22 protein-coding genes are annotated in these 20101 nt (G+C 66.4%); 20 read left to right on the forward strand and 2 right to left on the reverse strand.

Annotation, left to right across the window (positions count from 1 at the left end):
- Positions 1 to 109: 109 nt before the first annotated feature.
- Complete coding sequence (locus tag HD883_RS14300; RefSeq protein WP_179584334.1) at positions 110 to 823, reverse strand: GntR family transcriptional regulator; 714 nt, start codon at positions 821 to 823, stop codon at positions 110 to 112.
- 287 nt (positions 824 to 1110) lie between these two features.
- Here HD883_RS14300 and HD883_RS14305 point away from each other — a divergent pair, with 287 nt between their 5' ends.
- The 20 genes from HD883_RS14305 to HD883_RS14400 all read left to right on the forward strand — a co-directional run bounded on the left by HD883_RS14305 (position 1111) and on the right by HD883_RS14400 (position 19496).
- Positions 1111 to 2121 (forward strand): Bug family tripartite tricarboxylate transporter substrate binding protein, encoded by a 1011-nt coding sequence (locus HD883_RS14305; RefSeq protein WP_179584332.1) that lies wholly within the window; start codon positions 1111 to 1113, stop codon positions 2119 to 2121.
- Positions 2122 to 2182: 61 nt separating this feature from the next.
- Entirely contained in the window at positions 2183 to 3427 is a 1245-nt protein-coding gene (locus tag HD883_RS14310; protein ID WP_179584330.1) for an aromatic ring-hydroxylating oxygenase subunit alpha, read from the forward strand.
- A gap of 11 nt (positions 3428 to 3438) precedes the next feature.
- Entirely contained in the window at positions 3439 to 3915 is a 477-nt protein-coding gene (locus HD883_RS14315; protein ID WP_179584321.1) for an aromatic-ring-hydroxylating dioxygenase subunit beta, read from the forward strand.
- Positions 3916 to 4014: 99 nt separating this feature from the next.
- On the forward strand, positions 4015 to 5073 hold the full coding sequence (locus tag HD883_RS14320) for a LacI family DNA-binding transcriptional regulator (RefSeq protein ID WP_179584319.1): 1059 nt from the start codon (positions 4015 to 4017) through the stop codon (positions 5071 to 5073).
- Entirely contained in the window at positions 5070 to 6083 is a 1014-nt protein-coding gene (locus HD883_RS14325) for an ABC transporter substrate-binding protein (protein ID WP_179584317.1), read from the forward strand. Before HD883_RS14320 ends, HD883_RS14325 begins: the two co-directional genes overlap by 4 nt.
- A 19-nt stretch (positions 6084 to 6102) precedes the next feature.
- Positions 6103 to 6912, forward strand: a complete 810-nt coding sequence (locus tag HD883_RS14330; RefSeq protein ID WP_179584316.1) for an ABC transporter permease — start codon at positions 6103 to 6105, stop codon at positions 6910 to 6912.
- A gap of 4 nt (positions 6913 to 6916) precedes the next feature.
- Positions 6917 to 7714, forward strand: a complete 798-nt coding sequence (locus tag HD883_RS14335; RefSeq protein WP_179584314.1) for an ABC transporter permease — start codon at positions 6917 to 6919, stop codon at positions 7712 to 7714.
- Positions 7704 to 8765, forward strand: a complete 1062-nt coding sequence (locus HD883_RS14340) for an ABC transporter ATP-binding protein (RefSeq protein WP_179584312.1) — start codon at positions 7704 to 7706, stop codon at positions 8763 to 8765. Before HD883_RS14335 ends, HD883_RS14340 begins: the two co-directional genes overlap by 11 nt.
- A 14-nt stretch (positions 8766 to 8779) precedes the next feature.
- Complete coding sequence (locus tag HD883_RS14345; protein WP_257022196.1) at positions 8780 to 9610, forward strand: phosphodiesterase; 831 nt, start codon at positions 8780 to 8782, stop codon at positions 9608 to 9610.
- A 3-nt stretch (positions 9611 to 9613) separates the two neighbouring features.
- On the forward strand, positions 9614 to 10225 hold the full coding sequence (locus HD883_RS14350) for an HAD family hydrolase (protein WP_179584308.1): 612 nt from the start codon (positions 9614 to 9616) through the stop codon (positions 10223 to 10225).
- Between the two features lie 115 nt (positions 10226 to 10340).
- Positions 10341 to 11390, forward strand: a complete 1050-nt coding sequence (locus tag HD883_RS14355; RefSeq protein WP_179584306.1) for a Fe(3+) ABC transporter substrate-binding protein — start codon at positions 10341 to 10343, stop codon at positions 11388 to 11390.
- On the forward strand, positions 11387 to 13051 hold the full coding sequence (locus HD883_RS14360; RefSeq protein WP_179588559.1) for an ABC transporter permease: 1665 nt from the start codon (positions 11387 to 11389) through the stop codon (positions 13049 to 13051). Before HD883_RS14355 ends, HD883_RS14360 begins: the two co-directional genes overlap by 4 nt.
- 2 nt (positions 13052 to 13053) lie before the next feature.
- A complete protein-coding gene (locus HD883_RS14365) occupies positions 13054 to 13845 on the forward strand; it encodes an ABC transporter ATP-binding protein (RefSeq protein WP_179584304.1) in 792 nt (263 codons plus the stop codon).
- A 9-nt stretch (positions 13846 to 13854) separates the two neighbouring features.
- Positions 13855 to 14538, forward strand: coding sequence for a heavy metal response regulator transcription factor (locus tag HD883_RS14370; RefSeq protein WP_179584302.1), 684 nt, complete (start codon positions 13855 to 13857; stop codon positions 14536 to 14538).
- Positions 14535 to 15908: a heavy metal sensor histidine kinase gene (locus HD883_RS14375; RefSeq protein WP_179584300.1), complete on the forward strand. Its 1374-nt coding sequence runs from the start codon at positions 14535 to 14537 to the stop codon at positions 15906 to 15908. The genes HD883_RS14370 and HD883_RS14375 overlap by 4 nt, the downstream gene beginning before the upstream one ends.
- 111 nt (positions 15909 to 16019) lie before the next feature.
- A complete protein-coding gene (locus HD883_RS14380) occupies positions 16020 to 16361 on the forward strand; it encodes a hypothetical protein (RefSeq protein ID WP_179584298.1) in 342 nt (113 codons plus the stop codon).
- A 12-nt stretch (positions 16362 to 16373) separates the two neighbouring features.
- Entirely contained in the window at positions 16374 to 17009 is a 636-nt protein-coding gene (gene queE, locus HD883_RS14385) for a 7-carboxy-7-deazaguanine synthase (RefSeq protein ID WP_179584296.1), read from the forward strand.
- Positions 17006 to 17368 carry a 6-pyruvoyl trahydropterin synthase family protein gene (locus HD883_RS14390; RefSeq protein ID WP_179584295.1) on the forward strand — a complete coding sequence of 121 codons (363 nt, stop codon included), beginning with the start codon at positions 17006 to 17008 and terminating at the stop codon, positions 17366 to 17368. Before queE ends, HD883_RS14390 begins: the two co-directional genes overlap by 4 nt.
- A 153-nt stretch (positions 17369 to 17521) precedes the next feature.
- Positions 17522 to 18325 carry an alpha/beta fold hydrolase gene (locus HD883_RS14395; protein WP_179584294.1) on the forward strand — a complete coding sequence of 268 codons (804 nt, stop codon included), beginning with the start codon at positions 17522 to 17524 and terminating at the stop codon, positions 18323 to 18325.
- A gap of 4 nt (positions 18326 to 18329) precedes the next feature.
- Positions 18330 to 19496: a PAS domain-containing sensor histidine kinase gene (locus HD883_RS14400; RefSeq protein ID WP_179584293.1), complete on the forward strand. Its 1167-nt coding sequence runs from the start codon at positions 18330 to 18332 to the stop codon at positions 19494 to 19496.
- A 107-nt stretch (positions 19497 to 19603) separates the two neighbouring features.
- Here HD883_RS14400 and HD883_RS14405 read toward each other — a convergent pair whose 3' ends face one another.
- The gene (locus tag HD883_RS14405) at positions 19604 to 19909 is read right to left on the reverse strand and encodes a hypothetical protein (protein ID WP_179584292.1); all 306 of its coding nucleotides are present in this window, start codon (positions 19907 to 19909) and stop codon (positions 19604 to 19606) included.
- Between the last annotated feature and the right edge of the window lie 192 nt (positions 19910 to 20101).

A 20101-nucleotide genomic window follows, 5' to 3' on the forward strand; every position in this document is an offset into this window, starting at 1 on the left:
ACGAAGCTGGCGGAATGAAGCGGGCAACGCCGAAGCTGGCAACAATGAAGCGGGCAGATCGACTTTCGACTGCCCGTTTTTTTGCGTCCCGCTGTCAGGCAACCCGCTGTCAGGCCACCTCGGCCGACGGCTCCACATCCTGCTGCCAGCCCGAGGCGCTCATCACGTTGCGGCCCACGTCCAGCATGTGCGCGCGCATGGCCGCGAACACGCCCGGCGCATCGCCCTGCTCCATCAAGGCAAGCAGTTCATCGTGATGCCGTCCGGTGTCTTTGGTGAACGGCAGACTGCGATAGGTGGCGTGACGCACTCGATGCACGTGCCACATCAGGTGTTCATGGATGTCGATCAGCGCCGGGTTGGCCGACTCGATCACGATGCGCCGGTGGAATTCGTCATTCACCTTGATGTAGGCCGCCGCGTCCCCCGCGTTGACCGCCGCATCCATCTTGGCGACCAGCTTCTTGAGCTTGGCCAGGAACATGGGCGAGCGGTCGCGGGTGGCTTTCTCGGCGGCCGTCGCCTCGAGCACGGCCAGGATGTCGAAGGTCCCTGAAATGTCGGCGGCCTCGGGCTTGGTGACCACCGCGCCCACATGCGGAATCAGTTCGACCAGCCCTTCCGATTCAAGCACGCGCAAGGCGTCGCGCATGGGTGTGCGCGACACGCCGAACTGTTCGCACAACACGGGTTCGATCAGCCGTTCGCCGGGCTTCCAACGCCCTTCGACCACGTCCTGACGCAGGCGCGGCAGGATCTGCGACACCATCGAAGAACGCGCGACGATGCGTTCGGTGGGCTTGCTCTCGTTCTTTTTTGGCATGACTGACATCGCTTCCGGACCACGGCGCGGCTGGGTGGCGCGTGATCTCGTGGGCTGGCAGTTTACCGCAAGCACGCAGGCTGATCTGGCCCGGCAACGGCGATACTGCGCGCCTTGGACAGCCCCGGCCGGGACCCGACCGGGAACCGGCAACGCCCGCCTGGCGCCGAAAAAAAGCCGTTGACGACGCTTCCGGATCGTATACGATATACCGACAATAGCGGTTGGAGAGAGACACTCAGGCTGCCGGCGCCGGGCCGGTCATTCGCAGTTCGGGAGTTGAAAAGATGCGTGTCTCACTCAATCAAGACCTGCCGTCCGCCGGCCGGCGCCTTGTCCTTGGCGCCGCCGCGCTCAGCCTGCTTGCCTGTGGCCTGGGCCTGGGTCCGGCAGCGCTTGCGCAGTCGCCCTATCCCAGCCGACCGGTCCGCCTGGTCGCCCCGTTCGCGCCGGGCGGCGCGCTGGACATGATTGCGCGCGGTGTCGCGCAGTCGTGGTCGGACCAGATGGGGCAGACCTTCCTGGTCGATAATCGCGCCGGCGCCGCCGGCATCATCGGGTCAACGTACGTTGCGCGTGCCGAAGCCGATGGCTATACGTTGCTGCTGGGATCGACCACCACGCACGGCATCAACCCATCGCTGTACAAAACGATCTCGTATGCGCCCGCCGACTTTGCGCCCGTGTCGCTGATCGCCACGATCCCGCATGTGCTGGTGGTCAACCCGTCGCTGGGCGTCAATTCCTTCCAGGAACTGCTGGCCTATATCAAGAGCCACCCGGGCGCGACCTTCGGGTCGGCGGGCATCGGGTCGCCACACCACCTGGCAGGCGAAATGCTCAAGTCCATGACGGGCATCGAAGCGACACACGTGCCCTACAAGGGCTCGGCCCCTGCGCTGGCCGACCTGCTGGGTGGCCAGATCACCTTTGTCTCGGTCGAATACACCGCGGCAGCGCAATTCATCAACAGCGGCAAGCTCAAGGCCATTGCCATCGCGACCCACGACCGCGTGCCGGGACTGAACGTGCCGACCTATCGCGAGCAGGGCTTGCCGGGCTTCGAAGTCACCGCCTGGTACGGCATCTATGCGCCCGCCAAGACGCCGCCCGAGATCATCGACAAGCTGGCCGCCGGCGTGTCGAAAAGCGTGCAGGCCCCCGCCTTCCGGGACCGCCTGATCACCCTGGGCGCGACCCCCGTGGGCAGCACACCCGCCGACATGGCCGTGTTCCAGAAGAAGGAACTGGCGCTGTGGTCCAAGGCGATCAAGGATTCGGGCACCACGGCGCAATAAGCGCCGCCGCCCTGCCCCACCCCATCGAGCGGCCGTCCAGGCCGCCGCAACAGGAGCATTCATGGACACCTCGTCCCCCCTGCGGCCCCATGGCATCGAATGGCCCGCGCAAGGCGTGAGCCGCGTGCCCTTCCGCGTCTTCAGCGATGACAGCCTGCATGCCGAAGAACAGGAAAAACTGTTCAAGGGCGACATCTGGAGTTTTGTCGGACTCGACATCGACGTGCCCCAGGTGGGCGACTACAAGACCTCCACCGTGGGCGAAACGCCCGTGGTACTGGTGCGCAGCGCCGACGACCAGTTCAGTGTGTTCGTGAACCGCTGCGCGCACCGCGGCGCCACCTTGTGCATTGAAGAACGCGGCAGCGCCAAACGCTTCACCTGCGTCTATCACAACTGGTCCTACGACCTGGAAGGGCAGCTGAAAACGGTGGCCTTTCATCGCGGCGTCGCGGGCGTGGGCGGCATGCCGGAAGACTTCGACAAGTCGCAGCACAACCTGCGCGCGCTGCGTGTCGAGGTCTTCAACGGCCTGGTATTCGCCACCTTTTCCGACACCGTGGAACCGCTGCGGGACTTTCTTGGCCCGCGCATGTGCGAGCACATGGAACGCATCTTCCATCGCAAGATCCGCGTGCTGGGCAGCTACTCGCAGGTCATGCACAACAACTGGAAGCTGTACATGGAGAACGTGAAGGACTCGTACCATGCGAGCCTGCTTCACTTGTTCTTCACCACCTTCAAATTGAACCGCCTGTCGATGCGCGGCGGGCTGGTCATGGAAGGCGATGGCGGCCATCACATCAGCTTTTCGCAGATGGCGTCGGACACGGGCGCGGGCTATGACGACAGCACCCTGCGCGCGCAGGACGACGAATTCAAGCTGCATGACCCCAGCCTGCTCAAGAGCTGGCAGGAATTCGACGACGGCATCACCCATGCCATCCAGGGCATCTTTCCGAATCTGGTGATCCAGCAGATCCAGAACTCGCTGGCCATTCGCCTGCTGGTGCCGCAAGGCCCCGAAAAATGCGAGCTGCTGTGGATCCTGTTCGGCTATGAAGACGACACACCCGAACAGACCGACATCCGCATCGCGCTGGGCAACCTTGTCGGACCGGCGGGGCTGGTGTCGCTGGAAGACGGCGTGATCGGCAATTTCGTTCAGCGGGCGCTCCATAACGAGACCGACGGCGAGACGGTCCTGGAGATGGGCGGCCGCACGGTCGAGAACCAGGAATCGCGCGTCAGCGAAGCGTCGGTGCGCGGCTTCTGGCAGCGCTACCGCCGGCACATGAATTTGTGATGGAGACGCCTTTGACCACGCTGACCCAACGCGCCGCGATCACGGCGCTTATCAACGACTACGTGTTCTGCATCGACGACGGGCGTTATGAAGACTGGCCCGAACTCTTCGTGGACGCCTGCCGCTACCGCATCGCCACGCGCGACAGCGAAGACCGTGGATTGCCGATCGGCATTCTGTATTGCTCCAGCAAAGGCATGCTGCTGGACCGTGTGGCCGCCCTGCGCAAGGCCAACATTTTCGAGCCGCACCGGTATCGCCACCTGCTCGGGCCGACCCGCTTTCTTGGCACGGACGACGATGGCATGCACCGCGCCGTGACCGGGTTCGCGGTCATACGCATCATGCAGAACGGGACGACCGATCTGTTTCTGTCGGGGCAGTATGAAGACCGGATCCAGGTAGCCGAAGAGACCGCCCGCTTCAAGGAACGGGCAGTGGTGCTGGATTCGAAGAAGGTCGATACGCTGATCGTGCTGCCGGTGTAGCCGCAGCCCGAGCCACCGGCACGGCGCCGCGCGCGCGCCGTGTCATCAAGCGTTCACGTTCGCGCGCTCCAATGTAAACGTTTTCATTGGAGCGCCACCGTGAGCATCAAACAGTTGGCTGCCCGTGCCGACGTGTCGATGGCGACCGTCTCGCGGGTGTTCAATTTCCCCGACAAGGTCAGCGCCGATACACGCCAGCATGTGCTGCGTATCGCGCAGGAACTCGGCTACCTGCCCAATGCCAGCGCGCGCAGTCTGCGCACGCAGTGCAGCAAGGTGCTGGGCATCGTGCTGCCGACACTGCTGAACCCGGTGTTTGCCGAATGCCTGGACGGCATCGCGCAGGCGGCCCGCGCGGCAGGGTATGCCATCCTGCCCATCACCACCGACTACGAGCTGGAACGCGAAGAGCAGGCCGTGCTGCAATTGATCGCGGCCGATGTCGACGGCATGGTGCTGGTGGTGTCGCAACCCGCCACGTCACGCGCGCTGGACCGGCTGCGCGCCGCGTCCCTGCCCTATGTGCTGGCCTACAACCGGCACGCCGATCACCCTTGCGTGTCGGTCGACAACGAAACCGCGGTGATCGAGATGGTGGCGCGGCTGGTGGCCCTGGGCCATCGGCGCATCGCGTTCATCAGCGGTGAACTGGCGGCATCGGACCGCGCCTTGCAACGCCAGCGCGGCTTTTGCGAGGGCATGCAGGCGCATGGTCTCGACACCTACGTCTGCCTAGAAGTGCCCTTTATCGAGACGGCCATCCAGGACATCGGCGCCTTGCTCGACACGCCCGGCCGGCCCACCGCGCTGGTGTGCTCCAACGACCTGATCGCCATCCGCAGCATCCGCGCCGCGCACCTTGCAGGCCTGACCGTACCGCGCGACATCAGCATTGCCGGCTTCGATGGCATTGCGCTGGGCAGGGACCTGACGCCTGCGCTCAGCACGATCACGCAGCCCAATCAGGCGATCGGCCGCGACAGCGTGCAATGGCTGGTGGCCGCACTGGCCAGCGGCCAGCCCCTGGCGCCGCACGCCAGCCGCCTTCTGCCCCATGCATTCCGTACCGGCGAATCGTGCACCACGGCGCCCGACTCGCCCTCTTCTTCGCGACGCGCCCGCGTTGCTTCCCTGACTTCGACCCTGGATCCCTCATGACTCCCTTCCTGACCCGTGTCGTCCACGCCACCCTGGCCGCGGTCGCCCTGAGCGCCAGCGCCAGTGCGTTTGCACAGAATGCGATCTGCTACAACTGCCCGCCCGAATGGGCCGACTGGGGTACGCAGATCAAGGCCATCAAGGCCAAGACGGGCGTGACCGTCCCGCCCGACAACAAGAATTCCGGCCAGTCCCTGGCCCAGATGGTGGCCGAAAAAGCCAGCCCGGTGGCCGACGTGGCCTACCTGGGCGTGACCTTCGCCATCCAGGCGCAGAAAGAAGGCGTGACGGCGCCCTACAAGCCTGCCGCCTGGGCCGACATTCCGGATGGCCTGAAGGATCCGCAAGGCAATTGGTTCACGATCCATTCGGGCACCATGGGCTTCATGGTCAACGTCGATGCATTGAAGGGCAAGCCCGTGCCGCAGTCGTGGGCCGACCTGCTCAAGCCCGACTACAAGGGCCTGATCGGCTATCTGGATCCGGCATCGGCATTCGTGGGATATGTAGGTGCGGTCGCGGCGAACCAGGCGCGCGGCGGCACGCTGGATGATTTTGCACCCGGGATCGCCTACTTCAAGGCCCTGCAGAAAAACGAGCCGATCGTGCCGAAGCAGACGGCCTATGCCCGCGTGCTGTCGGGCGAGATCGCGATCCTGCTGGACTACGACTTCAATGCCTATCGCGCCAAATACAAGGACAAGGCCAACGTGCAGTTCGTGATCCCGGCCGAAGGCACGCTGGTCGTTCCGTATGTCATGAGCAAGGTGGCCAACGCGCCGCATGGCGACAACGCGAACAAGGTGCTGGACTTCGTGCTGTCGGATGAAGGCCAGGCGCTGTGGGCCAACGCCTACCTGCGTCCGGTGCGCGCATCGGCCATGCCCAAGGACGTGCAGGCCCGCTTCCTGCCCGCCACCGAATATGCCCGCGCCAAGAGCGTGGACTACGGCAAGATGGCCGCGGTGCAGAAGGCGTTCTCGGACCGCTATCTGTCCGACGTGCGTTGATCACGGTACGGCCGACGGCATGATGTCTTCTTCCCGACTGCTGGGCGTACTTGCAGCGCCAGCCGTGGCCTTTGTCGCGGCCTTCTGGCTGCTGCCGGTGGCGCGCCTGTTCACGCTGCCGGCCGCGCAGGGCGCAGCGGCGTACTTTGCCGTGCTGACCCATGGCCGCTATCTGCGCAGCCTGCTGAACACCTTAGCCCTGTCGTTGACCGTGACCCTGGTCACGCTGGTGATCGGCGGGCTGGTGGGCATCACCCTGGCGCGGCTGCGCTTTCGCGGCAAAGGGCTGCTGCTGTCCCTGCTGACCTTGCCGCTGTCGTTTCCGGGCGTCATCGTCGGCTTTTTCATCATCCTGCTGGGCGGGCGCCAGGGTCTGGTGGCCGACCTGACGGAATGGCTGGGGCTGGGCCGCAGCACCTTTGCGTACGGGCTGACCGGCCTGTTCCTGGCCTATGTCTATTTCTCGTTGCCGCGCGCGATCGCCACGTATACGGCGGCCGCGGGTGCCATGGACGCGCAACTGGAAGAGGCCGCCCGGTCACTGGGCGCGTCGCACTGGCAGGTGGCGCGCGACGTGTGGATGCCTGGCCTGGTGCAGACGACGCGGGCCTGTGGCGCCATCATCTTCGCCACCGCGATGGGCGCGTTCGGCACCGCGTTCACGCTGGCCAGCAAGTTTGAGGTGCTGCCCATCACGATCTACGACGAGTTCACCAACTACGCCAACTTCGGTCTTGCCGCGAGCCTGTCGATCGCGCTGGGCCTGCTGACCTGGCTCACGCTGTTCGTGACCCGCAAGTCGGCACAATCCGCCACGACGGGAGCCTGACACCATGCGGCACCCCCGACACCTTCCCCTGTTGCTGCCGGCCTTGACCGTCGTGGTCAGCGTGTTCCTGCTTGCACCCATCGCGCTGTCGGTGCTGGCCGGCCTGGTCAACAACTACAGCGTGGGCATCAAGAGCGGGCTGACCCTGCGCTGGCTGACCGAGGTGATCGACGTGTATGGCGGCACCATTTCGGCCTCGTTGATGCTGGCCCTGGCCTGCGTGGCTGGCACGCTGCTGCTCGGCATTCCGTGCGCCTATGCCATGGCGCGCAGCCGCTCGCGCTGGGCCCGTCTGTTCGAGGAACTGTTGACGCTGCCGGTGGCCGTCCCGGGCCTGGCCACGGCGCTGGCGCTCATCCTGGCGTACGGCCAGATCCGCGGCTTCCGGCAAAGCTTTGCCTTCATCCTGGTCGGCCACATCGTCTTCACGTTGCCCTTCATGGTGCACGCGGTCAGCGCCGCGTTCCGGCGCGATGCCCTGCTCGCCATGGATGAAGCCGCGCGGTCGCTGGGCGCATCGTTCGCACGACGCTTCCTGGGTGTGCTGGTGCCCGCCGTGCTGCCTTCCATCGTGACCGCCAGCCTGATGGTCTTTACGCTGTCGGTGGGTGAATTCAACCTGACCTGGATGCTGCATACCCCGCTGACCCGCACGCTGCCGGTGGGTCTGGCCGACAGCTATGCGTCCATGCGCATCGAAGTCGGGTCGGCCTACACGCTGGTTTTCCTGCTGGTCATTCTGCCTGTCATGCTGGGCCTGCAATGGCTCGGCCACCTGATCGAGAAACACCTTGGAACTTGAACGCACCCGCGTCGATGTCATCGACTGCGCCAAGACCTATCCCGATGGCACGCGCGGCCTGCATCCCACGCGATTATCGATCGAGCCCGGTGAAGTGGTCGCGCTGCTGGGCCCGTCGGGCTGCGGCAAGACCACCTTGCTGCGCCTGATCGCGGGCCTGGAAACGCCCGATGCCGGCAGCCGCATCCTGTTCGGCGGGGATGATGTCGTGCCGCTGCCGGTCGAGCGCCGGGGCATCGGCATCGTGTTCCAGCATTACGCGCTGTTCCCGCACATGTCGGTCGAAGCCAACATTGCCTACGGCCTGCGGATACGCGGCGTCGCGCCCGACGTGCAGCGCCGCACCGTGGGCGAACTGATCGACCTGGTGCGGCTGGGCGGTCTGGAAAAAAAGCGGCCCGCCGAGTTGTCGGGCGGACAGCGGCAGCGGGTGGCGCTGGCCCGCGCCGTGGCCGTGCGGCCGCGGGTGCTGCTGCTTGACGAACCCCTGACCGCGCTGGACGCCAAGCTCAAGGAATCGCTGCGCGATGAGCTGGCCGAACTGCTGCGCCGCTTGCACATCACCGCCATTCACGTCACGCACGACCAGCAGGAAGCCCTGGCCATTGCCGACCGCCTGGCGGTCATGCAGGCCGGGCGCATCGTGCAGGTGGGCGACGGCGAGACCCTGTACCGGAATCCCGCGCATCCCTTTGTGGCCAGCTTCCTTGGGCGCGTCAACCGCTTGCGCACCGATGCCGGCGGGCACGGCGTGCACCTGGGCGGCCAGCCGCAGGCGTACCCTGTCGGCATGACGTCCGCACCGCGCCCGGCCGAGCTCCTGGTGCGGCCCGAAGACATCGATGTCGGTGCGGTCCAGGCCGCCTGGGGCGAGGCCACCGTGCTGCGCCGCCGCTTTCTTGGCGAACGCGTGCACCTGACCCTGTCGCTGGCCGACCAGCCCGACCTGCATGCCGATGTGGACCGCGATCACCCCGCCCAGGTCGGCGACCGGGTGGGCGTGCGCGTCCGCGACGGCCGGCTCATGCCCTGCCTTGATCCTGTTTCCTGATGACCTTCCCGACCATGCCCACGACGTTGCTTGTCCAGCTGTCCGACACCCACATCCGCGAACCCGGGCAGCTTGCCTATGGGCGGCTCGATACCGCGCCCTACCTTGCGCAAGCTGTCGCGGCGATCGGGCGGCTGCCCCAGCGGCCCGATGCCGTCGTGCTGACGGGCGACCTGACCGACTTTGGCCGGCCGGCCGAATATGCGCACCTGCGCGATCTGCTCGCGCCGCTGGCCATGCCTTTCTACCTGATGCCCGGCAACCATGATGACCGCCAGACCTTGCGCGCCAGCTTTCCCGAGCACAGCTACCTGGGCACCGATGGCTTCGTGCAATACAGCGTCCCCATTGGGGATCTGCAACTGATCGCGCTCGACACCGTCGTGCCGCAGGCCAGCGAAGGGTCCTTGTGCGAAGACCGGCTGGCCTGGCTGGCCGATCAGCTGGACCAGCATCGCGACCGTCCCGTGATCGTCGCCATGCATCACCCGCCGTTCGCGACGCTCATCGGCCACATGGACGCCATCGGCCTGCGGGCCGGTGCGGCGGAACTCGAAGCGCTGCTGCAACGTCATCCCAATGTGGAACGCGTGATCTGCGGCCACCTGCATCGCGCCATTCAGGTACGCTTCGGCGCCGGCCTGGCCTTGACCGTGCCTTCGTGCGCCCACCAGGTGTGCCTGGACCTGGCGCCCGACGCCGCATCGCAGTGGACGCTGGAACCGCCGGGCTTCGGCATCCACGCGTTGCCCGGCTCCGGCCGCATCGTCAGCCACACCGCGTACACCGGCGCCTTTGACGGCCCCTACCCCTTTCATGACCCTACCGGCGCACTGATCGACTGACCCATGCGTATTGCTTTCCTTGACCTTGACCACACCCTGTTGGTGGACGACAGCAACCAGTTGTGGATGAGCTGGCTGCTGCGCCAGAACGCCGTCAGCCCCGCCGCCATGATCCAGCACGAAGGCTTCATGGAAGACTATCGCCGCGGCACGCTGGACTATCCGGCGCTGCAGCGGTTTCGCACCGAACTGGATGCGTCCTTGCCGGCGGACGCCGTACCCGGCTGGCGGCAGGCGTTCGAGCAGACCTTGCTGCTGCCTGCCCTTGCGCCCGCGGCGATACCGACGATCACGGACTTGAAACAGCGGGGAATGATGACCGTGATCGTCAGCGCCACCGGCCATGCGCTGGTTGCGCCAGTGGCCGCGCACCTTGGCGTCGATCACGTCATTACCGACTGCTTCGCGGCCGACAAGGTGCGCCAGGTGGACGCATGGCTGCATACCGTGGGCACCTCGCTCGGCCGGCTGGAGGACAGCTGGTTCTACAGCGATTCGTTCAACGACCTGCCCTTGTTGCAGGCCGTGAAACGTCCGATCGCCGTCGATCCCGACGCGCGCCTGACGACCTGGGCGATCCGGCACGACTGGGAGGTGGCCTCTTTCCGGACATGACAGCTTCCTGTCAGGAAACCCTACCCGGCACTCGGACATTAAGTAGAACGATTCGTATTTCCCCTAGAATCGGCGGCGCGTTTCTCTTCTGTCCCCGCCTTACAGGATCTGCCCCATGACCTTTACCGTTACCGCCCGCGGGCGTCTGCTCCGGTCCACCGCCCTGGCCCTGGCCACGTCGGCAGCCGCCCTGAGCGCGCCCGCGTTCGCCGCCGAAGAAGTCAGCCTCTACACGACCCGCGAGCCCGCGCTGATCCAGCCGCTGCTCGATGCGTTCAGCAAGCAGAGCGGCATCAAGGTGAATACGGTATTCGTGAAGGATGGCCTGCTGGAACGTGTGAAGGCCGAAGGCGCGCGATCGCCGGCCGACGTGTTGATGACGGTGGACATCGGCAACCTGGTGGACCTGGTCGAAGGCGGCGTGACCCAGCGCGTGAAGTCGACCACGCTGGATGCCGCGGTGCCCGAGAACCTGCGCGACCCCGCCGGCCAGTGGTATGCGCTGTCGCTGCGCGACCGGGTGCTGTATGTGGAAAAGGACCTGCCGGTGCAGACCTTCACCTACGAAGCGCTGGCCGATCCGAAGTGGAAGGGCAAGGTGTGCATCCGCGCGGGCCAGCACCCGTACAACACGGCGCTGGTGGCGGCCAAGATCGCGCATGACGGCGTGGCCGAAACCGAAACGTGGCTGCGCGGCGTCAAGGCCAACCTGGCGCGCAAGGCCACCGGCGGCGACCGCGACGTGGCGCGCGACATTCTGGGCGGCATCTGCGACATCGGCCTGGCCAACGCCTATTACGTTGGGCACATGAAGAATTCCGCGCCGGGCACCGACGGCCGCAAGTGGGGCGACGCCATCAAGGTGGTGCGCCCGACCTTCGCCAAGGGCGGCGGCACGCACGTGAACGTGTCGGGCGCCGCGGTCGCAAAGCATGCGCCGCACGCGGCCAACGCCGTCAAGCTGATGGAATATCTGGTGTCCGACGCGGGCCAGGCATTGGTTGCGCGCGTCAACTATGAATACCCGGTGCGCGCGGGTATCGCGCTCGACCCGGTCATGGCGTCGCTGGGTCCGCTCAAGGTCGATCCCCTTTCAGTGGCCGAGATCGCCCGCCACCGCAAGCAGGCCAGCGAACTGATCGACAAGGTCGGGTTCGACAACTGATCTTGTCCTGGCCCCAACGAAGGCTGCGCCGTCCGGCACGGGGCCGCGCCGCTGCGATCGTCACGGTACTGATCGCCCTGATCGTGCTGGCGCCCATTGCGACGCTGGCATGGTTCGCGCTGGACAGCGACTTCGGCCACTGGTCGCATCTGGCCAACTATGTGCTGCCGCAGGCGCTGGCCAATACCCTGCTGCTGCTGGCCGGCGTGGGTGTGCTGGTCACGCTGCTGGGCACGGGCAGCGCCTGGCTCGTCACGGCCTATCGCTTTCCAGGGCGGCAGATGCTGACGTGGGCGCTGCTGCTGCCGCTGGCGGTACCGACCTATATCGTGGCGTTCGCCTACCTGGATCTGCTGCACCCGATCGGTCCGATCCAGACGGCGCTGCGTGCCGTCCTGGGTTTCGACAGCCCGCGGCAGTTCCGGCTCCCTGATCTGCGATCGCTGCCCGGCGCCATCTTCGTGCTGGGCTTCGTGCTCTATCCCTATGTGTACCTGAGCACACGCGTCATGTTCATGAGCCAGGCGGCCAGCCTGATGGAAGCGGCGCGCACCCTGGGCGCCACGCGCGCCGAAGCCTTCAGGCGGATCGCCCTGCCGATGGCGCGCCCGGCCATCGCGGTGGGCTTGAGCCTGGCGTTGCTTGAAACCCTCAACGATATCGGCGCGTCCGAATTCCTGGGGGTGCCGACATTGACGGTGGCGGTCTATACGACGTGGATCACCCGGTCAGACCTGGCGGGCGCGGCGCAACTGGCCCTGACCACGCTGGCGATCATCGTCGCCCTGATCCTGCTGGAACGCCATGCGCGGCGCCGCCAGCGCTACGCCAACACGCAGCGCATGCGGCCGATGCCGCCCCGGCCGCTGCGCGGCGCGCAGGCAGCACTGGCCCTGGCGCTGGGCTTGATCCCGGTGGTCATCGGCTTTGTCGCGCCGGTATCGTATCTGGTGGCCGAGACCTGGGCCCGGCTGCATCGGGTGGGCGGGGTATCCGACGCGTTGCTGGGCGGCCTGCGCAATACGCTCACCGTGGCGCTGGCCGCCACGGTGCTGACCGTCGCCTGCGGACTGGTGGTGGGCTGGGCCAGCCGCACCCTGCGCGAAGGCGGCGGCATCGATCCGGTACGCGCCTGTGCCCGGGTCGCGAGCCTGGGGTATGCCGTGCCCGGCACCGTGCTGGCGATCGGCCTGATGACGCCCTTCATTGCCATCGACCGCCTGCTGGGCGCCACCTTCGGCACCACCGGGCTGGTGATGATGGGCTCGGTGACCGCGCTGGTCATTACGTGCACCATCCGCTTCCTGGCGATCTCGGCGGGCAGTGTCGATGCCGCCCTGACCCGCATTCCGCCTTCGCTGGAACAGGCGTCGCGCCTGCTGGGCGAGACGGCCGGCGGCACGCTGCGCCGGGTGCACCTGCCGCTGCTGCGGCCCGCGCTGGCCGCGGCGGCCTTGCTGGTGTTCGTGGATACCATGAAGGAATTGCCCGCCACCCTGCTGCTGCGCCCGCTCAATTTCGATACGCTGGCCACCTGGCTGTATGCCGAGGCCGCCCGCGGCACGTATGAAGAAGGCGCGGTGGCCGCGTTGCTGATCGTGCTGGCGGGCCTGCTGCCCGTCATGTTGCTGGCGCGCACCCAACTCAAGATAGGCCGCTGACCATGTCCTCCCCGTTGCAGACCCCTGCGCTGCGCCTTGAAAACCTGCATCTGGCCTACGACACGCCGCAGGGCGAGCGCAGTGTCGTGTCGGACTTTTCGCTGGACCTGGAACGCGGCGCCATCGGCTGCCTGCTGGGCGCATCGGGCTGCGGCAAGTCCACCGTGCTGCGCGCCATTGCCGGCTTCGAGCCGGTGCGCGGCGGCCGCATCCTGCTCGATGGCGAGGTGCTGTCGTCCCCCACCGAACAGCGGGCGCCCGAACTGCGGCGGGTGGGCATGATGTTCCAGGACTATGCCCTTTTTCCCCATCTGACGGTCGCGCAGAACGTGGGCTTCGGCCTGCGTCGCCGGCCCGCGCGCGAACGCGACAGGCAGGTGGCCGCCATGCTTGACATGGTGGGGCTGCCCACGGCCGGCGACAGCTACCCGCATGAATTGTCGGGCGGACAGCAGCAACGGGTCGCCCTGGCCCGGTCGCTGGCCGCCTCGCCCGACCTGCTGCTGCTGGACGAGCCCTTCTCCAACCTGGATGTCGATACCCGCGAGCACCTGGCGTTTGAAGTGCGCGACATCCTGAAATCGTCGGGCCACACGGCGATCCTGGTCACGCACAACCAGGCGGAAGCCTTTGCGCTGGCCGACCGGATCGGCGTGATGGCAGGCGGGCAATTGCGGCAATGGGATTCGCCGTATAACCTGCACCATCGGCCGGCCGACACCTTCGTCGCCGACTTCATCCGCCGCGAATCGCTGGTCCGCCAGCGCGACGCCGCCCTCGCCCGACAGGGATAGAGTTTCACCATGCGCCTGCTGCTGATCGAAGACGAACCCAAACTGGCGGCGTCCTTGTGCCAGGGTTTGAGCGAAGCGGGCTATCTGGTCGACATTGCGCACGACGGCCTGCAGGGCCGCTACCTGGCGATCGAAGGGCAGTACGACCTGATCGTGCTGGATGTGATGCTGCCCGGGCTGGACGGCTTTGATGTGCTGGCCGACCTGCGCAAGAAAAAGACGACGCCCGTGCTGATGCTGACGGCGCGCGATCAGGTCGAAGACCGGGTGCGCGGCCTGCATGCCGGCGCCGACGATTACCTGGTCAAGCCCTTTGCGTTCTCGGAACTGCTGGCGCGGGCGCATGCCCTGATGCGGCGCGGCGCGGGCGGCAGCCTGGCCGAACCCGCCCGCGTGCGGCTGTCCGACGTGGAACTGGACCCGCGCCGCCGCAAGGCCTTTCGCGCCGGCCGCCAGATCGACCTGACCGCGCAGGAATTCATGCTGCTGGCGTATTTCCTGAAGCGCCAGGGCGAAGTGCTGTCCCGCCGCGAACTGGCCGAACAGCTGTGGAACATGACCTTCGACAGCGACAACAACGTGATCGACGTGGCCGTGCGCCGCCTGCGCCTGAAACTGGACGAACCCTTCGACGACAAGCTGCTGCACACCGTGCGCGGCATGGGCTACGTGCTCGAGCGGCGCGGGCCGTGAGGCGCTCGCTGGCCGGGCGGCTGGCCGCCGCGCTGGCCCTGGTGTCCCTGCCCATTTTCGTGACGATCGGCGTGTCCTTGCACAGCGGCTTCGAAACGCGCCTGATCGCGGCGGACCACGACCAGTTGCAGACCAAGTCGCGCCTGGTGCTGCAATTGATGGACGAGGCGCATGCCGACAACACGCCGGAATCGTCCTACCGCCGCGTGAACGACATGATGCGCGGCCAGGAAGACATGGATGTCACCTGGCTGCCCGGCCCGGCCGAAACCACCGCCGTGCCGCTGGGCCAGCCCTATCGCCGGGAGGGCGAAGACGGCGTGGTGCGCGACGCGGTCGACATCGCCCTCACCCATGGCCCGATCGCGCGCGCCCGCCTGGAAGTCGATACCCGCTATCGCGAAGCGCGCCTGGAACGGTATGCCACGGTGCTGCTGGGCGCCGGCCTGGCGGGGGTGCTCCTGACCTCGATGCTGGGCGCCCTGGCCGCGCACTGGGTCGCGGGCAACCTGCGCCGGCTGTCGGCCGAAGCCCGCGCGATCACGATAGGCGGGCGGCTCGACACCCGGCACGTGGACGACGAACTGGGCGATCTGGTGGCCGCGTTCAACGATGCGCTGGGCAAACTCGACACTGCCTACCGGCAGATGGAAGGCTTTGGCGCCGACGTGGCCCATGAACTGCGGTCGCCCCTGGCCAGCGCCATCAATGGCGCGCAAGTGACGCTGTCGGCGCCCCGGTCGGCCGATGCGCTGCGCGACGCCCTGGCCTCCAACCTTGAAGAAATGGAACGGGTGGCCGCCATCGTCAACGACATGCTGTTCCTGGCGCGGGCGGACCAGGGCGAACGCGCGCGGTCGCTGGAACGGGTGGACCTGGCCGAACTGGTGGACGGCGTCCTGGCCTATTGCGGCCCGGTGCTGGACGATGCGGGCGCCACCGCCCAGCGCATCGGCCAGGCCAGCGCCGTCTGCAACCCGGCCCTGATCCGCCGCGCCATTGCCAACCTGGTGACCAATGCGGTGCGCCACGCGGACGGCGCCCGGCAGGTGACGGCGCGTGTCGATGCGCTGCCCGGCGCGGTGCGCATTTCGGTCTTCAACACCGGCTACCCCGTGTCACCCGAGGTGGCCTTGCGCATGTTCGACCGGTTCTACCGCGCCGATGCGTCCCGCTCGGCCCACGGCGACGCGGCGCGGCACGGCCTGGGACTGGCGATCGTGCGCGCCGTGGCCCGCATGCATGGCGGCAAGGTCTGGGCCGAAGGCAAGGTGCGCGATGCCGACGGCAAGGGGTTGGAAGGAACGCTGGTCGGCATCGAATTGCCCGGCGCGCTGGCGTCCAGCCAGCAACGTTTGCGGGCCGGATGAAGGATCCGCGCAACGCCCCGCGGCGCGTCAACCCCGGGTTTTCGGCGATACTAGCGGGTTGACACGCCGCGCGACCCCCGCGCGCGCCAGGTCTTCCCCCAGGATAAGTCCATGGATTACCGCTTTTCTGACCACTTCAAGGACGAGCCGCTCGACGACGCGACGCGCGACTATCTGTTCCAGGATTTCGACGCCGACGACCCCGAAGAAATCAAGGCGCGCGCCTTTTTCAAGGAACGCGGCGCCAAGTTCGATTTCACGGTGGTCGGGGTCGATGTCTATGACGGCGTCAACGACGACGCGCTCATCATCGAAAAATTCGAAAAGACGCTCAAGCTTGGGGCCCACGATCCCGAGTTCGAACGCCTGTACCGGCACCGGGTGTATGTGACCATCATCCGCCAGTCCGGCAAGATCATCGGCTTCGACGAAAGTGCGATTCCCGAGGACTGACCGCGAGTTGAAATGACCTACGCAGTAAAAGAAATCTTCTATACCTTGCAGGGCGAGGGCGCCAATGCCGGCCGCGCCGCCGTGTTCTGCCGGTTTGCCGGCTGCAATCTGTGGTCGGGCCGCGAGTCCGACCGCAGCACCGCCGTCTGCACCTTCTGTGACACCGATTTTGTCGGCACCGACGGGACGCTGGGCGGCAAGTATCCGCAGGCCGACGACCTGGCCGACGTGATCAGAAGCCAGTGGCCCGACGCGCCGCGCGGCACCCCGCTGGTGGTCCTGACCGGCGGCGAACCCCTGCTGCAGGTGGACACCGCCCTGATTGACGCGCTGCATGCGCGTGGCTTTGAAATCGCGGTCGAAACCAATGGCACCGTGGCCGCGCCCGACGGCATCGACTGGATCTGCGTCAGCCCCAAAAGCACGGCCCCGCTGAACCAGACCCGCGGCACCGAATTGAAAGTCGTGGTGCCCCAGGCCGAAGTCGACCTGCTGGCGCTCGAAGCCCTGCCCTTCGACCATTATTTCGTCCAGGCCATGGACGGCCCGGACCAGGCAAAGAACGTGCAATGGGCCATCGACTGGTGCATGCAGCACCCGATGTGGCGCCTGAGCGTGCAATCCCACAAAGTGATCGGCATACGATGAAGTACGAGTTGACCCAGGAGTTCTATTTCGAAGCGGCGCATACCCTGCACCGCGAGATCGAGACCGACTCCAGCCTGCGCATCCACGGGCACACCTATCATGCGGACGTCACGGTCGCTGGCATGCCCGACCCGGCGTCCGGCATGCTGATCGACCTCGGCCATTTCCGCGCCGCCCTGGCCGGTGTGCGCGAACAACTCGATCACCGTCTGCTGGACGAAGTGGCCGGCCTGAAGATGCCTACCCTGGAAGGCCTGTGTGCCTTCATTGCCACGGCGCTGCAGCCGGCCCTGCCCGGCCTGGTCCGCGTGACGGTGGCCCGGCGCGCCTCGGGCGATCGCTGCACGCTGCACCTGTAAGCCGCGCCACGTCATCCTTCTGCGCGATGCAGGCGCCCGCGATTTACTCGACGCTACACATGAGCATGCGGTAAATTGCTTACGCGCGCGCCACCGGCCGCGCCTCCCCCGCTGCACAGCCAGCGCCGGGGCAACCGTGCTCAAGGGTCGTTCATGGATGTAACGCAACGGAATAACGTTCGCGTGTTGGGCGAAGGCACGACCACCGTCCTGTTCTCGCACGGTTTTGGTTGCGACCAGAACATGTGGCGGTTCCTGGCGCCAGGCCATGCCAAACGCTACCGGGTCGTCCTGTTCGACCTGGTGGGCAGCGGCGCTTCCGACCTGTCGGCCTACGATCCCGTCAAATACGCCTCGCTGGCCGGCTATGCCAGCGACGTCGTGGACATCATCGACCAGTTCGCGACCGGTCCGGTCATCTTCGTTGGCCATTCGGTCAGCGCCATGATCGGTGTGCTGGCCGACCTGGCCAAGCCCGGACGCATCGCCGCGCACATCATGATCGGCCCGTCACCCTGCTATATCAACGAGGGCAGCTATGTGGGCGGTTTCACACGCGCCGACATCGACTCCCTGCTGGACACGCTGGAAAGCAACTACCTGGGGTGGGCCAGCACCATGGCGCCCGCGATCATGGGCGCCCCGGGCGAACCGGAACTGGCCGACGAACTGACCAACAGCTTTTGCCGTACCGATCCCAAGATCGCCAAGCAGTTTGCCCGGGTGACGTTCCTGTCCGACAACCGGGCCGAGCTGCGGCAACTGACCACGCCCAGCCTGATCCTTCAGTGCAGTGACGATCTGATCGCTCCGCGGTCGGTCGGCGAATACATCCATGGCGTGCTGCCGAACAGCCAGCTTCGGATCATCGACAATGTCGGCCATTGCCCGCACCTGAGCGCCCCTTCGGCGTGCATCGATGCAATGGACGACTTCCTGGCGGCGCAGGAACCGTAGCGCCATGACGACGGCAGGCACCACGCACGATGTCGCGCTGTTGTTCGAAGAAGCGCCCTGCGGCCTGCTGGTAACGACCGAAGACGGGACCATCCTGCTCGCCAACGCCACCTTCTGCCGGTGGACCGGAGTGACCGCGGCCGACCTGGTCGGGCGGCGGCGCCTGCAGGACATGTTCACGATGGGCGCGCGCATCTTTCACCAGACCCATTGGGCGCCGCTGTTGCGGATGCAGGGGTCGGTGGCCGAAATCAAGGTCGACATCGTGCATGCCGACGGCACCCGGATTCCGCTGCTGATGAACGCCGTGCGCCGGACGCACGACAGCGGCGTGCAGCATGAAGTGGCCATGTTCATTGCCAAGGATCGCGCCAAGTACGAAAGCGAACTGGTGCGGGCGCGGCAGCAGGCCGAAGACAGCCTGGCCAGCGAACGGGCGGCCCAGGCCGAGCTGGCCCTGGCCGAAAGCCACCTTCGCAAGGCCGCGGAAGACCGCGCGCACTTTGCCGAACAGATGGTCGGCATCGTCAGCCACGATCTGCGCAATCCGCTGTCGACCATCACGGTGGCGACCGAAGCCCTGTTGCTCGGCCAGCATGACGCCCGGCAATTGAAGCTGCTCCAGTTCATCACGCGGGCCGCGGAGCGATCGTCCCGGCTGATTGCCGACCTGCTGGACTTCACGCTGGCGCGTGTCGGTCAGGGCATCTACGTCACGGCGCGGCCGATCGACCTGCACGACGTGATTTCGCACGCCGTGTCGGAACTGGAAATCGCCTTTCCAGGCAGGCCGCTGGTGTACCGGCATGAAGGGGATGGCGTGTGCCTGGCCGATCCGGATCGCCTGGCCCAGTTGCTGGGAAACCTGGTGGCGAACGCGATGGCCTATGGAGCGGCTGATACGCCGGTCGATGTCACGTCGGCCGTGGATCCGGAGTCATTCCGTCTGGCGGTGCGCAATCAGGGCACGCCCATCGCCGACGCCCTGCTGAAGACCATGTTCGAGCCCATGACGCGAGGCTACGACGTGCCGGAAAGCGCCCGGAGCGTGGGCCTGGGCCTGTTCATCGTTCGTGAGATTGCTGCGGCGCATGGCGGGACGGTCAGGGTGACGTCCGACGCGGCGGGGGTGACGACATTCACGGCCACGTTTCCGAGATCGGGCAGCTAGCGGGGAAGGCAGCTGGGTGGGCGGCGGCTGCTGGAAAAGCCGCGGCGAACGTGACGGGATATACGATTGAATGTGCGCTGGAAACGCGGCGGATATCCCGGAAGGGATCAGCGATTACGTACCGGCGCGCCGCTCGAAGGTGAGCTTTCCGTGCCTTTTTGTGCCGTGCTTCCTGGCGTTGAAGGCGCGCCGGAGGCTGCCGAAGTACCCGACGCCGTCCCGGCAACCTCGGCGGCAGATGTGGTCGCCGCCAGGGTCGTGGCCTCGGTTTGCGCCAGCAGCGCCCGCACCGCGTCGTCGTCACTGTCGTTGACGGTCAGTTCCAGGTAGATCGCCATGGCCGTCAGCGGCGTGGGCGATTCGACATGGAGAGCGGCCAGCGCGGCAGCTCGTTCGAAACGGGGGGAGGTCATTGGTAAATCCGGCAGGTGGATAGGCGGCGGTCGGTCTGGCAGTGTGCGCCAACTTCTCGCGTGTGCCCATACGGGGTTACCGATGCAGGTTAACCGAGGTCCACGGCCTGCAAGGCTCGCCCGGCTGCGGCCTACAGATTTGGTAACCCTTCGGTTTACGAAACGTCGCTTTTCGGGATCATTTGCCTGTTT

This window comes from Pigmentiphaga litoralis (genome assembly GCF_013408655.1).
Lineage (GTDB): Bacteria > Pseudomonadota > Gammaproteobacteria > Burkholderiales > Burkholderiaceae_B > Pigmentiphaga > Pigmentiphaga litoralis_A.